Source organism: Mycobacterium sp. E2733, from assembly GCF_001667585.1.
Lineage (GTDB): Bacteria > Actinomycetota > Actinomycetes > Mycobacteriales > Mycobacteriaceae > Mycobacterium.
Map to the genome: position 1 here is coordinate 26673 of NZ_LZJZ01000084.1, position 15765 is coordinate 42437.

At 66.9% G+C, this 15765-nt stretch carries 18 protein-coding genes; 9 read left to right on the plus strand and 9 right to left on the minus strand.

Translation table 11 applies throughout. From position 1 onward, the window contains the following. Window positions 1-38: 38 nt before the first annotated feature. From A5678_RS15140 to A5678_RS15165, 6 genes are read right to left on the minus strand one after another with little or no spacing between them, the layout of a single operon-like run. Complete coding sequence (locus tag A5678_RS15140) at window positions 39-1208, minus strand: lipid-transfer protein (RefSeq protein ID WP_068043701.1); 1170 nt, start codon at window positions 1206-1208, stop codon at window positions 39-41. Then, window positions 1208-1609 carry a MaoC family dehydratase gene (locus A5678_RS15145; protein ID WP_068043703.1) on the minus strand — a complete coding sequence of 134 codons (402 nt, stop codon included), beginning with the start codon at window positions 1607-1609 and terminating at the stop codon, window positions 1208-1210. Before A5678_RS15145 ends, A5678_RS15140 begins: the two co-directional genes overlap by 1 nt. Continuing rightward, complete coding sequence (locus A5678_RS15150; RefSeq protein WP_068043705.1) at window positions 1606-2559, minus strand: bifunctional MaoC family dehydratase N-terminal/OB-fold nucleic acid binding domain-containing protein; 954 nt, start codon at window positions 2557-2559, stop codon at window positions 1606-1608. The genes A5678_RS15145 and A5678_RS15150 overlap by 4 nt, the downstream gene beginning before the upstream one ends. Then, window positions 2556-3719, minus strand: a complete 1164-nt coding sequence (gene fadE29, locus A5678_RS15155; RefSeq protein ID WP_067740203.1) for an acyl-CoA dehydrogenase FadE29 — start codon at window positions 3717-3719, stop codon at window positions 2556-2558. Before fadE29 ends, A5678_RS15150 begins: the two co-directional genes overlap by 4 nt. Further along, the gene (locus A5678_RS15160; RefSeq protein ID WP_068043707.1) at window positions 3710-4723 is read right to left on the minus strand and encodes an acyl-CoA dehydrogenase family protein; all 1014 of its coding nucleotides are present in this window, start codon (window positions 4721-4723) and stop codon (window positions 3710-3712) included. The genes fadE29 and A5678_RS15160 overlap by 10 nt, the downstream gene beginning before the upstream one ends. Window positions 4724-4730: 7 nt before the next feature. After that, window positions 4731-5972 (minus strand): cytochrome P450, encoded by a 1242-nt coding sequence (locus A5678_RS15165; RefSeq protein ID WP_068043709.1) that lies wholly within the window; start codon window positions 5970-5972, stop codon window positions 4731-4733. A gap of 122 nt (window positions 5973-6094) precedes the next feature. Between A5678_RS15165 and A5678_RS15170 the strand changes: the two genes are divergently transcribed. The 4 genes from A5678_RS15170 to A5678_RS15185 are packed head-to-tail and all read left to right on the plus strand — an operon-like array spanning window position 6095 to window position 8668. Continuing rightward, window positions 6095-7270 carry a steroid 3-ketoacyl-CoA thiolase gene (locus A5678_RS15170; protein WP_068043712.1) on the plus strand — a complete coding sequence of 392 codons (1176 nt, stop codon included), beginning with the start codon at window positions 6095-6097 and terminating at the stop codon, window positions 7268-7270. A gap of 6 nt (window positions 7271-7276) precedes the next feature. Next, entirely contained in the window at window positions 7277-7669 is a 393-nt protein-coding gene (locus tag A5678_RS15175) for a hypothetical protein (RefSeq protein WP_068043715.1), read from the plus strand. Between the two features lie 60 nt (window positions 7670-7729). Then, on the plus strand, window positions 7730-8182 hold the full coding sequence (locus A5678_RS15180) for a nitroreductase family deazaflavin-dependent oxidoreductase (RefSeq protein WP_068043716.1): 453 nt from the start codon (window positions 7730-7732) through the stop codon (window positions 8180-8182). Window positions 8183-8221: 39 nt separating this feature from the next. Then, window positions 8222-8668 carry a nitroreductase family deazaflavin-dependent oxidoreductase gene (locus A5678_RS15185; RefSeq protein ID WP_068043826.1) on the plus strand — a complete coding sequence of 149 codons (447 nt, stop codon included), beginning with the start codon at window positions 8222-8224 and terminating at the stop codon, window positions 8666-8668. Here A5678_RS15185 and A5678_RS15190 read toward each other — a convergent pair. Then, on the minus strand, window positions 8665-9570 hold the full coding sequence (locus tag A5678_RS15190; protein WP_068043718.1) for an SDR family oxidoreductase: 906 nt from the start codon (window positions 9568-9570) through the stop codon (window positions 8665-8667). The genes A5678_RS15185 and A5678_RS15190 overlap by 4 nt on opposite strands. 14 nt (window positions 9571-9584) lie before the next feature. Then, on the minus strand, window positions 9585-10370 hold the full coding sequence (locus A5678_RS15195) for an SDR family oxidoreductase (RefSeq protein ID WP_197502150.1): 786 nt from the start codon (window positions 10368-10370) through the stop codon (window positions 9585-9587). Window positions 10371-10429: 59 nt separating this feature from the next. On the opposite strand from A5678_RS15195, the gene echA20 reads away from it, so the two are divergent. From echA20 to A5678_RS15220, 5 genes are all read left to right on the plus strand, one after another. Beyond that, the gene (echA20, locus tag A5678_RS15200) at window positions 10430-11185 is read left to right on the plus strand and encodes a (7aS)-7a-methyl-1,5-dioxo-2,3,5,6,7,7a-hexahydro-1H-indene-carboxyl-CoA hydrolase (protein ID WP_068043720.1); all 756 of its coding nucleotides are present in this window, start codon (window positions 10430-10432) and stop codon (window positions 11183-11185) included. Continuing rightward, on the plus strand, window positions 11182-12060 hold the full coding sequence (gene ipdA / locus A5678_RS15205; RefSeq protein WP_068043722.1) for a cholesterol ring-cleaving hydrolase subunit IpdA: 879 nt from the start codon (window positions 11182-11184) through the stop codon (window positions 12058-12060). Before echA20 ends, ipdA begins: the two co-directional genes overlap by 4 nt. A gap of 3 nt (window positions 12061-12063) precedes the next feature. Beyond that, window positions 12064-12807 (plus strand): cholesterol ring-cleaving hydrolase subunit IpdB, encoded by a 744-nt coding sequence (gene ipdB / locus A5678_RS15210; protein WP_068043724.1) that lies wholly within the window; start codon window positions 12064-12066, stop codon window positions 12805-12807. Window positions 12808-12868: 61 nt separating this feature from the next. Then, window positions 12869-13942, plus strand: coding sequence for a (3aS,4S,5R,7aS)-5-hydroxy-7a-methyl-1-oxo-octahydro-1H-indene-4-carboxyl-CoA dehydrogenase (gene ipdC, locus A5678_RS15215; protein WP_068043727.1), 1074 nt, complete (start codon window positions 12869-12871; stop codon window positions 13940-13942). A 53-nt stretch (window positions 13943-13995) separates the two neighbouring features. Further along, window positions 13996-14421: a nitroreductase gene (locus A5678_RS15220; protein ID WP_068043729.1), complete on the plus strand. Its 426-nt coding sequence runs from the start codon at window positions 13996-13998 to the stop codon at window positions 14419-14421. A gap of 107 nt (window positions 14422-14528) precedes the next feature. On the opposite strand, the gene fadA6 is transcribed toward A5678_RS15220, so the two are convergent. Continuing rightward, window positions 14529-15689, minus strand: a complete 1161-nt coding sequence (gene fadA6, locus A5678_RS15225; RefSeq protein WP_068043732.1) for a steroid 3-ketoacyl-CoA thiolase FadA6 — start codon at window positions 15687-15689, stop codon at window positions 14529-14531. Window positions 15690-15765 lie beyond the last annotated feature (76 nt).

The window sequence follows — 15765 nt, forward strand, 5'->3', positions numbered from 1 at the left end:
ACTGACTTCACGTTCGCGGAGGCGAAGAGGAGAAAGCCCTAGCCCAGGATCAGGCCCGACGTGGGCACGCCCGTTCCGGCGGTGACGAGGACGTGCTCGACGTCGGGGACCGGGTTCACCGAAGTCCCGCGCAATTGCCGCACGCCTTCGGCGATGCCGTTCATGCCGTGGATGTACGCCTCACCGAGTTGACCGCCATGCGTGTTGATGGGGAGCCGCCCACCAATTTCGATAGCGCCGTCGGCGATGAAGTCCTTGGCCTCACCCTTGCCGCAGAATCCCAACTCCTCCAACTGAATCAGTGTGAAGGGGGTGAAGTGGTCGTACAGAATCGCGGTCTGGATGTCCGACGGTTGCAGACCGGACTGCTGCCACAGTTGTTGCCCAACCACGCCCATCTCGGGCAGACCCAGTTCCGGCCGGTAGTAGCTGACCATCGTGTACTGGTCGGGGCTCGAGCCCTGCGATGCCGCCTCGATGACGGCCGGCCGCTGCTTGAGGTCACGCGCGCGCTCAGGCGAAGTCACCACGATCGCGACCGCGCCGTCGGTTTCCTGGCAGCAGTCCAGCAGCCGCAGCGGCTCGGCGATCCACCGCGAATTCTGGTGGTCCTCAATGGTGATCGGCTTTTCGTAGAAGTACGCCTTCGGATTCTTGGCGGCGTGCTTACGGTCGGCTACCGAGATGGCGCCGAAGTCGCGGCTGGTCGCACCGGACAGGTGCATGTAGCGCTGGGCGATCATGGCGACCTGTGCGGCGGGCGTGGAGAGGCCATGCGGGTAGGAGAAGGAATTGTCCGCAGCGGTCGAATCGGCCTGTGCGCGGGCATCTCCCACGAGCCGGGTCTGCACCTGACCGAACCGCATCCCCGACCGCTCATTGAACGCCCGGTACGCCACCACGACGTCGGCCACCCCGGTGGCGACGGCGATCGCCGCCTGCTGGACGGTCGCGCACGCTGCGCCGCCGCCGTATCCGATCTGCGAGAAGAACTTCAGATCCCCGATGCCGACCGCACGCGCAACCGCGGTCTCGTTGTTGGTGTCCATCGTGAAGGTGGTCAGCCCGTCGACATCCGACGGCGAAAGACCGGCGTCGTCCAACGCGTCCAGCACCGCCTCGGCCGCCAACCGCAGCTCGCTGCGACCGGAGTCCTTCGAGAAGTCGGTGGCGCCGATGCCGACGATCGCGGCTTTACCCGACAACATCAGGAGTCCCCCATCCGAAGGGTCACGGTCGCGACGACGTGGTCGCCAAGGCTGTTGCGGCCGAACACCTTCACCGTGATCAGGCCGTCGTCCACGGCGGTCACCTCACCGGAGAAGGTCACCGTGTCGTAGGCGTACCACGGCACCCCGAGCCGCAGCCCGATCGACTTGATCAGCGCCGACGGGCCCGCCCAGTCGGTGACATAGCGCTGCACCAGCCCGGTGTCGGTCAGGATGTTGACGAAGATGTCCTTCGACCCCTTGGCCTGCGCCAGATCGCGGTCGTGGTGCACGTCCTGAAAGTCCCGGGTGGCCAGGGCCGTCGAGATGATGAACGTGGGGCTACCGTGCAGCTTGAGCTCCGGCAATACAGTGCCCACTTCGATGGTCGGGGCACTCATGCGTCCGGCTCCCACGCGTAGAGGGTCCACTCAGGGCCGGTGTCACCGGCCGGGAAGTCGATATAGGTTGCGCGCACCGGCATTCCGATCGCCACCGAGCCCGGGTCAACCCCGCGCAGCTCGCCCAGCATCCGCACACCCTCCTCGAGTTCGACCAGCGCGATCACGAAGGGCAGCGTGCGCCCGGGCACCTTCGGCGCGTGGTGCACCACGAAACTGAAGACCGTGCCCTTACCGCTGGTCACCACGTAGTCGATCGGGGCGGACTTGTCCTGCCACACAGCCGGAACCGGCGGGTGCTGCAGGCTGCCGTCGGGCCGCCGCTGGATCCGCAGCTCGTGCTCCTTGACACCGTCCCAGAAGAAGGCCGTGTCGCGTGACGACGAGGGACGCATCATGGCATCGGGGTCGAGGTCGTCGGGCACCGACGACGTCTGCTCAGCGGCCTCACGCGGCTTGAATTTGAGGATGCGCCAGTTCATCTCGGCGACGTCCTCGTCACCGACCCGCCAGATGATGTGCTGGTTGATGAAATACCCCTCACCCAAGCCGGTCTGCTTGGGTCCGACGACGTCACCCATCTCCGAGGTGATGCTGACGTGCTCGCCGGGCCGCAGGTAACGGTGATAGGTCTGCTCGCAGTTCGTGGCGACCACGCCGATGTAGCCGGCGTCGTCGAACAACTGCATGATGGGGCCCATCGGGTCGTCCTTCGGCCGTTCCCCGCTCAGGCCGAACATGGTCCAGACCTGAATCATGGCCGGTGGGGCCACAATCCCCGGGTGACCGACGGCGCGGGCGGCGGCGTCGTCGACGTAGATCGGGTTGCCGTCGCCGATGGCCTCCACCCAGTTGTTGATCATCGGCTGGTTCACCGGGTCTCGGCCGGCGCGCGGCTTCGGACCGCCGGCCGCCTTGATCTCCGCGATCGCTTCCTGGATGTCGGTCACCTGGGCACCCTCGGCACTTTGAGGCCGGCGGCCGCGATCATCTCTCGCATGACTTCGTTCACGCCTCCACCGAAGGTGATCACCAGGTTCCGCTTGGTCTGCGAGTCCAGCCAGTTGAGCAGCTCGGCGGTCTCCGACTCGGCAGGGTTGCCATACTTGCCGACGATCTCCTCGGCGAGCCGGCCGATGTACTGAATGCGCTCCGTGCCAAAGACTTTCGTAGAGGCGGCATCGGCCACGTTGATGTCCTCACCCGCTGCGGCGACCTGCCAATTCAGCAGCTCGTTGATTCGCCACATCGCGTGGATCTCCCCGAGCGCCCGCTTGACGTCCGCGTGGTCGATCGGCGTGACCCCGTCGGCGCCGGGCTTGGACGCCCAGGCGTGCACCCGGTCGTAGATGCCCGCCGTACGGCCAGCGGGGCCCAGCATGACCCGTTCGTTGTTGAGCTGGGTGGTGATCAGCCGCCAGCCGCCGTTCTCCTCGCCGACCAGCATGTCGGCGGGCACGCGCACGTCGTTGTAATACGTGGCGTTCGTGTGGTGGGCGCCGTCGGACAGGATGATCGGCGTCCAGGAGTAGCCGGGATCCTTGGTGTCGACGATCAGGATCGAAATGCCCTTGTGCTTAACGGCTTCGGGATCCGTACGGCAGGCCAGCCAGATGTAGTCCGCGTCATGGGCGCCGGTGGTGAAGATCTTCTGCCCGTTGACGATGTACTCGTCACCCTGACGCACGGCGGTGGTCCGCAGGGAAGCCAGGTCGGTTCCCGCCTCGGGCTCGGTGTAGCCGATCGCGAAGTGGACCTCACCGGCCAGGATCGCGGGCAGGAACTTCTTCTTCTGCGCCTCGCTGCCGAACTGCTGCAGGACGGGACCCACCGTCTGCAACGTCACCGCGGGCAGCGGCACGTCGGCCCGATGCGCCTCGTTGACGAAGATCGACTGCTCGATCGGGCCGAAACCCAAGCCGCCGAACTCCTTTGGCCATCCGACCCCGAGCTTGCCGTCGCGACCCATCCGCCGGATCACCGCACGATAGGCCTCGTTGTGACGGTCCTGCTCCATCGCCTTCATCTCGTCGGAGGAGATGAGGTTCGAAAAGTATTCCCGTAGTTCCGCTTGCAACTGACGCTGCTCCGGAGTCAGGTCTATGAACATTGCGCTCCCACCAGGTCGAGACGATGAGAAGGCCCGCCCAGCAACCGGGTCAGGTCTTTGATCGTGGAGTAGTACCGGTGCATCGGATAGGTGATGTCCATTCCCATGCCGCCGTGCAGGTGGTGGCAGAGTTGCATCACCGGCGGCGCCTGCGACGTGACCCAGTACCCCAGGACATCTAGGTCGTCGTCCGCGTCCCGCCCTTCGGACAGTCGCCACACGACCGACTTCGCCGCCAAATCGATGGTGCGCGAGGCGATGTAGACCTCGGCGAGCTGGGCGGCCACGGTCTGGAACGTCGACAGCGGCTTGCCGAACTGCTTGCGGTTGGCCACGTAGTCGGCGGTGAGGCGCAGCGCTCCGGCCACCAACCCGTCGGCGTAGGCGCCGATTGCCGCCAGCGCCAACTGGTTCACCCGGTGCGCCGTGCCGCCCGCCAGCACATCGGAGTCCCCGACCGCGACGTCGGTGAAGGTCACCGTGTACTCGTCGGCGTCACTGGAAGTCGGGGTCTCGATCAGCTGCACACCGTCGGCCTTCGGCGACACGACGACGACCGCGTTGTCCGCGGTGACGATCATCCAATCCGCTTGTCCGGCATAGCCGACACCGACTTTGGTGCCCGTCAGCCGGCCGCCGGCGAAGGTGGTCGACGGCCGGTCGGGCAGCGCGGTGCCGGGCTCGTTGAGCGCGGCCGTCAGCACGCCGCCCTTCGGGACGCCGGCCAGGAACCGGTCCTGCTGTTCGTCGGACGCCAGTTCGAGCAGGGGCACCACGCCGAAGCCGAGCGTGGCCAGCGCCGGCGTGATGGCGCCGTGGCGGCCGACCTCGGTGAGCACCGTGGCGACCTCGGGCAGGCCTACGCCGTCGCCGCCCAAACGCTCGGGGACCGGCAGTGCCGGCACGCCACCGCTGACCAGCGCGTCCCAGCTGAGGTCCCGATCCAGAACCGACGTCACCACATCGGCGACGGCCTGTTGCGTCGCAGTGAGATTGAAGTCCATCAGGACGTCACCGCGTTGTGCCCGTGTAGTCGACCTGCCAGTGCTTGATCCCGTTGAGCCAACCCGACCGCAGCCGCTCGGGCTCACCGATCGGCTTGAGGTCCGGCATGTGATCGGCGACCGCGTTGAAGATCAGGTTGATGGTCATGCGGGCCAGGTTCGCGCCGATGCAGTAGTGGGCTCCGGTGCCGCCGAAGCCGACGTGCGGATTCGGGTCGCGCAGGATGTTGAAGGTGTGCGGGTCTTCAAAGACCTCTTCATCGAAATTGGCCGACCGGTAGGACATCACCACCCGCTGACCCTTCTTGATCTGCACGCCGCCCAGCTCGGTGTCCTCGTTGGCGGTGCGCTGGAAGGCCGATACCGGGGTGGCCCACCGGATGATCTCGTCGGCGGCGGTCGACGGGCGCTCCTTCTTGAAGAGCTCCCATTGATCGGGGTTGTTGGCGAAAGCGATCATGCCGTGGGTGATCGAGTTGCGCGTGGTCTCGTTGCCCGCCACCGCGAGCATGACCACGAAGAAACCGAACTCGTCGTCGGAGAGCTTCTCGCCGTCGATGTCGGCCTCGATGAGGGTGGTGACGATGTCGTCGGTGGGGTTCTTGCCCCGCTCCTCGGCCATGGCCATCGCGTACGTGATCAGCTCCATGGACGACTGCGCGGGATCGACGTGGGCGTACTCCGGGTCGGTGCCACCGGTCATCTCGTTGGACCAGCGGAAGAGCTTGTCTCGATCCTCCTGGGGAACGCCGAGCAGGCCCGCGATGGCTTGCAGCGGCAGCTCGCACGAGACCTGCTCGACGAAGTCGCCGCTACCCTCGTTCGCGGCGGTCTTGGCGATGTTCTGGGCGCGCTGGGCCAGCTCGGCTTCCAGCCGTCCGATGGCCCGCGGCGTGAAGCCGCGGGAGATGATCTTGCGGAGCCGGGTGTGGTGGGGTGCGTCCATATTGAGCATGACGCTGCGCTGCAGTTCGACCTGCTCGCGCTTCATCTCCGGCGGCCACGTCGGGATGGCGCCGTTCATCCAGCTCGAGAAGATGTCGCTGCGCTTCGACACCTCCTTGACGTCGGCGTGCTTGGTGACGATCCAATACCCGTGGTCCTCGAACCCGCCCGCGCCGTTGGGGATGTCGACCCAGTGGATCGGCTCTGCCTTGCGCAGCCAGGCGAGTTCCTCTACGGGCAACCCTGCGAGGTTGACGTCAGGGTCGAGAAAATCGAAGTCGGCAGGAATGTTGGGGGGTGCCATGATGTATGCGCTCCTCAATTGCAACGTGTTCTAGTGCCAGTAAAACACGGCTCCTGCGCAGATAAAAGGCAGGTCACCATCCTCGCTTGTCAGACTAATGAAACGTGTTCTAGCCTGACGGAATGGGTAACCCGGTAATCGTCGAAGCCACCCGCAGCCCCATCGGCAAACGCAACGGATGGCTGTCAGGCCTGCACGCCACCGAGCTGCTTGGTGCGGTGCAGAAGGCACTGGTTGAGAAGGCCGGCAGCAATTCCGGCTTTGAAGCCGGCCAAGTCGAACAGGTCATCGGCGGCTGCGTGACGCAGTTCGGCGAGCAGTCCAACAACATCAGCCGGGTTAGCTGGCTTGTCGCCGGGCTGCCGGAGCACGTCGGGGCCATGACCGTGGACTGCCAGTGCGGCAGCGGGCAGCAGGCCAACGGCCTGGTCGCCGGTCTGATCGCGGCCGGTGCCATCGACATCGGCATCGCCTGCGGCATCGAGGCGATGAGCCGTGTCGGACTGGGCGCCAACGCCGGTCCCGACCGCACCGTCCTGCGGCCCGCCTCGTGGGACATCGACCTGCCCGACCAGTTCACCGCGGCCGAGCGGATCGCCAAGCGGCGTGGCATCACCCGGGAAGACATCGACGAGTTCGGTTACCAGTCGCAGGCCAAGGCCAAGCAGGCGTGGGAGGAGGGCCGCTTCGACCGCGAGATCTCCCCGATCGAGGCGCCCGCGCTCGACGAGAACAAGCAACCGACGTCGGAGCGCGTCACCATCTCCCGCGACCAAGGCCTGCGCGACACGACGCTCTCGGGCCTGAGCGCGCTCAAGCCCGTAATCGAGGGTGGGATCCACACGGCGGGAACCTCGTCGCAGATTTCCGACGGGGCCGCGGCCGTGCTGTGGATGGATGAGGACAAGGCCAAGGCGCTCGGATTGCGGCCGCGGGCCCGCATCATCAGCCAGGCGCTGGTCGGCGCCGAGCCCTACTACCACCTGGACGGCCCGGTGCAGTCGACGGCCAAGGTGCTGGAAAAGGCCGGCATGAAGATGGGCGACATCGACATCACCGAAATCAACGAGGCGTTCGCGTCGGTCGTGCTGTCCTGGGCCCGGGTGCACAATCCCGACATGGACAAGGTGAACGTCAACGGCGGTGCCATCGCGTTGGGCCACCCCGTGGGCAGCACCGGCAGCCGGCTGATCACCACCGCGCTGCACGAGCTGGAGCGCAACGACCAGAGCACCGCGCTGATCACCATGTGCGCGGGGGGCGCCCTGTCGACGGGCACCATCATCGAGCGCATCTAGCTCGTCTTGATCGTCTCTGAATCCAGCCGCATCGCCGCGGCGCAGTCCTACATCGACGCGCTCGTCAGCCATGACGGCGACTCCGTTCCGTTCGCTGCCGGCTGCACCCGCATCGAGCAAGGCATCAAGAACGGCTTCTCCGGAAACCACCTGCGCCGCAGTCTCAATCGCGGAGCTCAGTACCGACTGCTCGCGGCAACGACGCCGCCGGACTACCGGATCGACGGTGACCGGGTGCACGCGGCGTACGTCGTGCTGACCAAGGCCGCGTTCGGGGGTCGGCGGCTGGCCGCACGGGTCGACGAGACGTTCGTGATTCCCGCCGAAAGCTCAAGCGGCAAAGCCGAGATCCACCACATCAAGGTTCGCTTTCAACCGTTTATTCAGCAGCGCCGGTAACGACGCAGCCCGCAACGCGGGGTGCGGAGACGCCGGCCAGATCCAGCACAGAGGACCGTCATGCCCAAACCGAAGCCACGCGCTTTGAATGCGCCTTGGGTCAGTCTCATCATCAAGTGGATGGCCAAGGGCAACACATGGATCTACAAGCGCAGCAACGGAAGGTTCGGCGGCACCTTCCAGAACGCTCCGGTCGCGCTGCTCACCACGACGGGCCGCAAAACGGGTGAACCGCGGGTGAGCCCGCTGCTCTACCTCCGCGAAGAGAACCGGGTGGTATTGGTCGCATCGAAGGGCGGCGGCGACAAGCACCCGCAGTGGTACCTGAACCTCAAGGCCAATCCCAGAGTCTCCGTGCAGATCAAGGACGAGGTGTTGCAACTACAGGCCCGCGAAGCGACCGAGGCCGAACGCGCGGAGTACTGGCCGAAGCTGGATGCCATGTACCCGTCGTTCGATGACTACCGGTCCTGGACGGATCGGGTCATCCCCATCGTGATCTGCGATCCCTGACGTTTCCCTTGGCTCAGGTTGGGAATCATCCTGAGGAAGATGCCGAACAGGATTCGCAACTCCCGGCCGATCGGTCTGCTGCTCAAATACTTCGCGCGCGCACACATCTGGGTGTATCGCCGAACGGACGGCAGGATCGGCGCGCGGCTGTTGCGATTTCCGGTGGCGTTGCTGACCACGACCGGACGAAAGTCCGACGAGCCGCGGACCACCGCGACCCTGTACCTGCGCGATGGCGATCGGGTCATTCTGCCGGCCTCTTTCGGCGGGCGGCAGGAGCATCCGTTGTGGTACCTCAACCTCAAGGAGCATTCCGGGGTGCGGGTCCAGATCCGGGACCAGTTATTGGATCTGGTGGCGCGCGACGCCACCGACGATGAGCGGCAACGCTATTGGCCGCCGTTGATGCGGATGTACCCGCCCTACCGCAGGTACCGCGAAGTCACCGACCGGGTCATCCCGCTCGTGGTGTGCGAACCGCGCTAGGCCCCGTAAACGGGAACCGGCGGACGCGCCTTGGCGAGCAGGTCGGCGACGACGGGCCCCAGTTCCGCGGGGTCCCACTTCGCGCCCTTGTCGATCTGCGGTCCGTGCGCCCAGCCCTCGGCGACCCGGATCTTGCCGCCCTCGACCTCGAACACCTTCCCGGTGACGTCACGCGATTCGGCGCTGCCCAGCCACACCACCAGCGGTGAGATGTTCTCTGGCGCCATCGCGTCGAAATCCTGGTCCTGCGTTGCCATCATCTCGGCGAAGACGGTCTCGGTCATGCGGGTGCGGGCCGACGGCGCGATGGCGTTGACGGTGACGCCGTAGCGGCCCATTTCGGCCGCGCCGACCAGCGTCATCGCCGCGATGCCGGCCTTGGCGGCGCTGTAGTTGCCCTGGCCGACGCTGCCCTGCAGGCCGGCACCCGAACTGGTGTTGATGATCCGCGCGTCGACCGTCTTGCCCTCTTTGGACAGCCGGCGCCAGTACGACGCCGCGTGCCGCATCGTGGCGAAGTGACCCTTGAGATGCACGGCGATGACGGCGTCGAACTCTTCCTCGCTGGTGTTGGCCATCATCCTGTCGCGCACGATGCCGGCGTTGTTCACCAGAACGTCCAGGCCACCGAAGGTGTCCACGGCGGTCTGGACCAGGCCCGCCGCTTCGTTCCAGTCGGCGACGTTGGACCCATTGGCGACGGCTTCCCCACCGGCCGCGGTGATTTCGTCGACCACACCCTGGGCGGCGCTGCCGCCGCCGGCCGGTGAACCGTCCAAGCCCACGCCGATGTCGTTGACCACCACGCGCGCGCCTTCGGCCGCGAAGGCCAGCGCATGCGCGCGGCCGATACCGCCGCCCGCTCCGGTGACGATGACGACGCGGCCGTCAACCACTCCCATTGTTCGTGTCTCCTCTACTTGATCGCGCTGGCGTTGGTCGTGGCCAGATAGTGCGGCGGCTCACCGCCGCCGTGCACCTCCAGCGATGCGCCGCTGATGTACGACGCCGTATCCGACGCCAGAAACGCTGTGGCCCAACCGATGTCTTCGGGCTTGGCCAGCCGGCCCAGTGGCACGGTCTTTGAAATCGCGGCGATTGACTCGGCGTCACCATAGAAAAGCTCGGATTGCTCGGTCTCCACCATGCCGACCACGCACGCGTTGACCCGGACCTTCGGCCCCCACTCCACCGCCAGTGTCTGCGTGAGGCTTTCTAGGCCGGCCTTGGCCGCCCCATACGCACCGGTGCCGGGCGACGGCCGCCGGCCACTCAGGCTGCAGATGTTGATGATCGACCCGCCGCGGTCCTGCTTCTGCATCTTGTCGTTCGCGTGTTGCGAAACCGATAGCGCGCCAATCAGATTGAGCTCGATGATCTTGCGGTTGAACTTCGCGCTGGACTCCGCGGTCAGCACGTACGGCGAACCGCCGGCATTGTTGACCACGACGTCGAGCCGGCCGTGTTCGTCGACGATGGATTCGATCAGGGTCTTGACGGCGTCGTCGTCGCGGACGTCGCAGGAGTGAAACTCATAGGGCAGGCCCTCGACGGGCCGCCGTGCGCAGGTGACGACGGTCGCGCCCTGCCCGGCAAAGACCGAGCTGATGCCGGCGCCCACCCCGCGGACCCCGCCGGTGACCAGAACCACCCGCCCGGCCAGCCCCAAGTTGATGGCGTCGGGTGCTTCGGCGCGAGTCACTGTGCTAGCGTACCAAGCAAGTGCTTGCTTAGGTAGTTACCCCACAAGGAAGTGGCGCCTTGCCCATCACATCCCAAACCACCGAACCGGGCATCGTCGCGGTCACCGTCGACTTTCCCCCGGTCAACGCCATCCCGTCGCGCGGCTGGTTCGAACTGGCCGACGTCATCACGGCCGCCGGCCAGGACCTCGGGACCCACGTCGTCATCCTGCGGGCCGAGGGCCGCGGCTTCAATGCCGGGGTCGACATCAAGGAGATGCAGCGCACCGAGGGATTCACCGCGCTGATCGACGCCAACCGCGGTTGCTTCGCCGCCTTCCGCGCGGTCTATGAGTGCGCGGTACCCGTAGTCGCCGCCGTGAACGGGTTCTGCGTCGGCGGTGGCATCGGCCTGGTCGGCAACTCCGACGTCATCGTCGCCTCCGACGACGCCACCTTCGGGCTGCCCGAGGTGGAGCGCGGCGCCCTGGGCGCGGCCACCCACCTGTCCCGGCTGGTGCCGCAGCACCTGATGCGGCGGCTCTTCTTCACCGCCGCGACCGTGGATGCCGCCACCCTGCACCACTTCGGTTCGGTGCACGAGGTGGTGCCGCGCGACCAGCTGGACGAGGCCGCACTGCGCGTCGCGAGAGACATCGCCGCCAAGGACACCCGCGTCATCCGCGCGGCCAAGGAGGCGCTCAACCTCATCGACGTGCAGCGCGTCAACTCGAGTTACCGCATGGAGCAAGGCTTTACGTTCGAGCTGAACCTCGCCGGGGTCGCCGACGAGCACCGCGATGCGTTCGCCGGCACGGAGAAGGGCAAGAAGTGAGCGACAAGCGGACCACGCTCGACGAGGCCGCCGCCCAAGTCAGCAGCGGCATGACCATCGGCATCGGTGGCTGGGGATCGCGGCGCAAGCCGATGGCGTTCGTGCGCGCGCTGCTGCGCACCGACGTAACCGACCTGACCGTGGTCACCTACGGTGGGCCCGATCTGGGATTGCTGTGCTCGGCCGGCAAGGTCAAGCGCGTCTACTACGGGTTCGTCTCACTGGACTCTCCGCCCTTCTACGATCCATGGTTCGCCAAGGCCCGCACCAGCGGCGCCATCGAGGCCCGGGAGATGGATGAGGGCATGCTGCGCTGTGGCCTGCAGGCCGCCGCCCAGCGCCTGCCGTTCCTGCCGATTCGGGCCGGGCTGGGCAGCTCGGTCCCCGACTTTTGGCAGGGCGAGCTGCAGACCGTGACCAGCCCCTACCCCGCACCCGAGGGCGGCCACGAGACGCTGATCGCCACGCCGGCGCTGCGCCTGGACGCGGCCTTCGTGCACCTCAATCTCGGTGACTGCCGGGGCAATGCGGCCTACACGGGAATCGATCCCTACTTCGACGACCTGTTTCTGATGTCGGCCGAAAAGCGCTTCCTGTCGGTGGAGCGCGTCGTCTCGACGGAGGAACTGGTCAAGGCCGTTCCCCCGCAGGCCCTGCTGGTGAACCGGATGATGGTCGACGCCGTGGTGGAGGCGCCCGGCGGCGCCCACTTCACTACGGCCGCACCGGATTACGGACGCGACGAGAAGTTCCAGCGGCACTACGCGGAGGCGGCCTCGACCGAAGAGGGCTGGCGGGAGTTCGTCCAGACCTACCTGTCGGGCAGCGAGGACGACTACCAGGCGGCGGTTCGCGCATTCGCAGAGGAGGCCTGAAAAGTGACCAGCACCCGCGCCGAAGTGTGCGCAGTCGCCTGCGCCGAATTATTCAGGGATGCCGGCGAAATCATGGTCAGCCCGATGACCAACATGGCCTCGGTCGGCGCGCGGCTCGCTCGGCTGACCTTTTCGCCCGACATCTTGCTGACGGACGGCGAGGCGCAGCTGCTGGCGGACACCCCGGCCCTGGGCAAGACCGGACCGGTCGAGGGCTGGATGCCGTTCGGCCGGGTGTTCGAGACCCTCGCCTGGGGTCGGCGGCACGTGGTGATGGGCGCGAATCAGGTTGACCGCTTTGGCAATCAGAACATCTCGGCGTTCGGTCCACTGCAACACCCGACCCGCCAGATGTTCGGCCTGAGGGGCGCGCCCGGCAACGCGATCAACCACGCGACCAGCTACTGGGTGGGCAACCATTCGAAGCGGGTGTTCTGCGAGGCCGTCGACGTGGTCTGCGGCATCGGCTGGGACAAGGTGGACGCGGAAAATCCGGCGTTCCGCTTTGCCAATACCTACCGGGTGGTTTCCAACCTGGGCGTGTTCGACTTCGGCGGGCCGGACCACAGCATGCGCGCCGTGTCCCTGCACCCCGGGGTGTCACCCGACGACGTTCGCCAGGCCACGTCGTTCGAGGTGCATGAGCTGGACGAGGCCGGCGAGACCCGGCTGCCGACGGACGAAGAGCTCCACCTGATCCGCGAGGTGATCGACCCGAAGTCCCTGCGCGACAGAGAGATACGTTGATGGTCATTCCGCCTCTCCCCGGCAAGCGGGACGTACCCCCACCGCATCGTCGGCGGTGGCTATGAAGTTGCGCACGCCGCTGACCGAGCTGGTCGGTGTCGAGCACCCCGTGGTTCAAACCGGGATGGGCTGGGTGGCCGGCGCCCGGCTGGTGGCCGCCACGGCCAACGCGGGCGGGCTGGGCATCCTGGCTTCGGCCACCATGACGCTGGACGAGTTGGCGACGGCCATCGGCAAGGTCAAGGCCGCCACCGACAAACCGTTCGGCGTGAACATCCGCGCCGACGCCGCGGACGCCGGCGACCGCGTCGATCTGATGATCCGTGAGGGTGTGAAGGTGGCGTCGTTTGCCCTGGCGCCCAAGCAGGAGCTGATCGCACGGCTGAAAGAGGCCGGCGCCGTGGTGATTCCATCGATCGGCGCCGCCAAGCATGCGCGCAAGGTTGCGGCCTGGGGCGCCGACGCGATGATCGTGCAGGGCGGCGAGGGCGGTGGACACACCGGCCCCGTCGCCACGACGCTGCTGCTGCCGTCGGTGCTGGATGCCGTGCAGGGCACCGGAATCCCGGTGATCGCGGCGGGCGGATTCTTCGACGGGCGCGGGCTGGCCGCCGCGCTGAGCTACGGCGCCGCGGGTGTGGCGATGGGCACGCGCTTTCTGCTGACCTCCGATTCGACCGTGCCGGAGGCGGTCAAGCGTCGCTACCTGGAGGCGGCGCTGGACGGCACGGTGGTCACCACGCGTGTGGACGGGATGCCGCACCGGGTGCTGCGCACCGGCCTGGTCGAGAGACTCGAAAGCGGGTCGCCGGTGCGGGGCCTCACTGCAGCCGTGCGCAATGCGGCGAAGTTCAAGCACATGTCGCAGATGACCTGGCGGTCGATGATCCGCGACGGCATGGCGATGCGCCACGGCAAGGAGCTGACCTGGTCGCAGGTGGTGATGGCGGCCAACACCCCGATGCTGTTGAAGGCGGGGCTGGTCGAGGGCAATACCGAGGCCGGGGTGCTCGCCTCCGGCCAGGTGGCCGGCATTCTCGAGGACCTGCCGTCGTGCGCCGAGCTGATCGACTCGATCGTGCGCGGTGCGATCGAGCATCTGCGGGCGGCGTCCGCGCTGATCGACGAGACGTAAACAGGCGACCAAAGACCCTGGCCTCGCCCGGGTCCCGGGATCATCGTGGAGCCATGAGTGCGCTGCTACCTGAAACGTGGCCCAAGCCGTTGCTGGGCGCGGTCCGCGTTTCCAACAGATACCTGCTCAACCCGCTGATGCTGCGCCTGGCCGGGCACAAACATTGGTACGCGTCGGCCATCCGCCACACCGGGCGACGGTCGGGCAAGCAATACGCCACGCCGGTCGTCGCCGACCGGACGGCCGACGGGTTCGTCATACCGCTGCCCTACGGCACCGGAGTGGACTGGTTGCAAAACGTCCTTGCCGCGGGGCGAGCGACTATCTCCTCCCAGGGCGAGAGTTACGACGTGGCCCAGCCCCAGGTGATCGACGCGGACGCGGCCCTACCCATGCTGTCGGCCGACCGGAAACGCACGTTCGCCCGACTCGGCATCCCCCACTACCTCAGAGTTCGGGACGCTTCGCCGCCGAATTGAGTGCGACGCCGTTCGTCGAGACATGAACCGCGCACGGCTTTTTCGGCGTGCCGTGTGCGTCGTTTAAGTGTCGTGGCCGGGCGACCCGACCAAGCGCCGAGGCGCCGTTACAGCCGCTCGATGATGGTCACGTTCGCGGTGCCGCCGCCCTCGCACATCGTCTGCAGGCCATAGCGGCCGCCGACGCGCTCGAGTTCGTTGAGCATGGTGGCGAACAGCTTGGCGCCGGTCGCGCCAAGCGGATGCCCAAGCGCGATCGCGCCGCCATTCGGGTTGACCTTCTCCGGATCGGCCTTGATCTCCTTGAGCCAGGCCATCACCACCGGCGCGAACGCCTCGTTGATCTCGACGGTGTCGATGTCCTCGATCGACAGCCCGGTCCTTTCCAGGGCGTGGCGGGTGGCCGGGATGGGCCCGGTCAGCATGAAGACCGGGTCGGCGGCGCGGGCGCTGATGTGGTGGATTCGCGCGCGAGGGGTCAGCTTGTGATCCTTGACGGCCTGCTCGGAAGCCAGCAGCACCGCGCTGGCACCGTCGGAGATCTGGCTGGCCATCGCCGCCGTCAGCCGGCCGCCATCGACGAGCGTCTTCAGGCCGGCCATCTTCTCCAGCGACGACTCGCGCGGACCCTCGTCGACCCGGAACGGGCCGGATTCCGTTTCCACGGTGATGATTTCGTTGTCGAAGTGACCGCCCCGGATCGCGGCGAACGCGCGCTCGTGGCTGGTCAGCGCGTAGCGCTCCATCTCTTCGCGCGACAGGTTCCACTTCCCGGCGATCAGCTCCGAGCCGCGGAACTGAGAGATCTCCTGATCGCCGTACCGGTGCAGCCACTGCTTGGACTCGTTGGTCGGCGAGGTGAACCCGAACTGCTCGCCCACGGTCATGGCCGACGAGATCGGGATCTGGCTCATGTTCTGCACCCCGCCGGCCACGATGAGGTCGGCCGTGCCGGCCATGATGGCCTGTGCGCCAAAGGAAATCGCCTGCTGGCTGGAGCCGCACTGCCGGTCAACGGTGACGCCGGGAACTTCTTCGGGGTAGCCCGCGGCCAGCCACGAGAGCCGGGCGATGTTGCCCGCCTGCGCGCCGATGGCGTCGACGCAGCCGGCGATCACGTCGTCGACGGCGGCGGGGTCGACGTCCACCCGGTCGAGCAGGCCGCGCCACCCCAGGGCGCCGAGGTCCACCGGGTGCACCCCGGCCAGCGATCCGTTGCGCTTGCCGATCGCGGTCCGCACAGCGTCGATGACGTACGCCTCAGCCATTGTGTCGCTCCTCTCCCCCGCAAGCGGGCGGTACCCCCACATCGCTTCGCTTTGCATCGTCGCCGACACGAGCCAT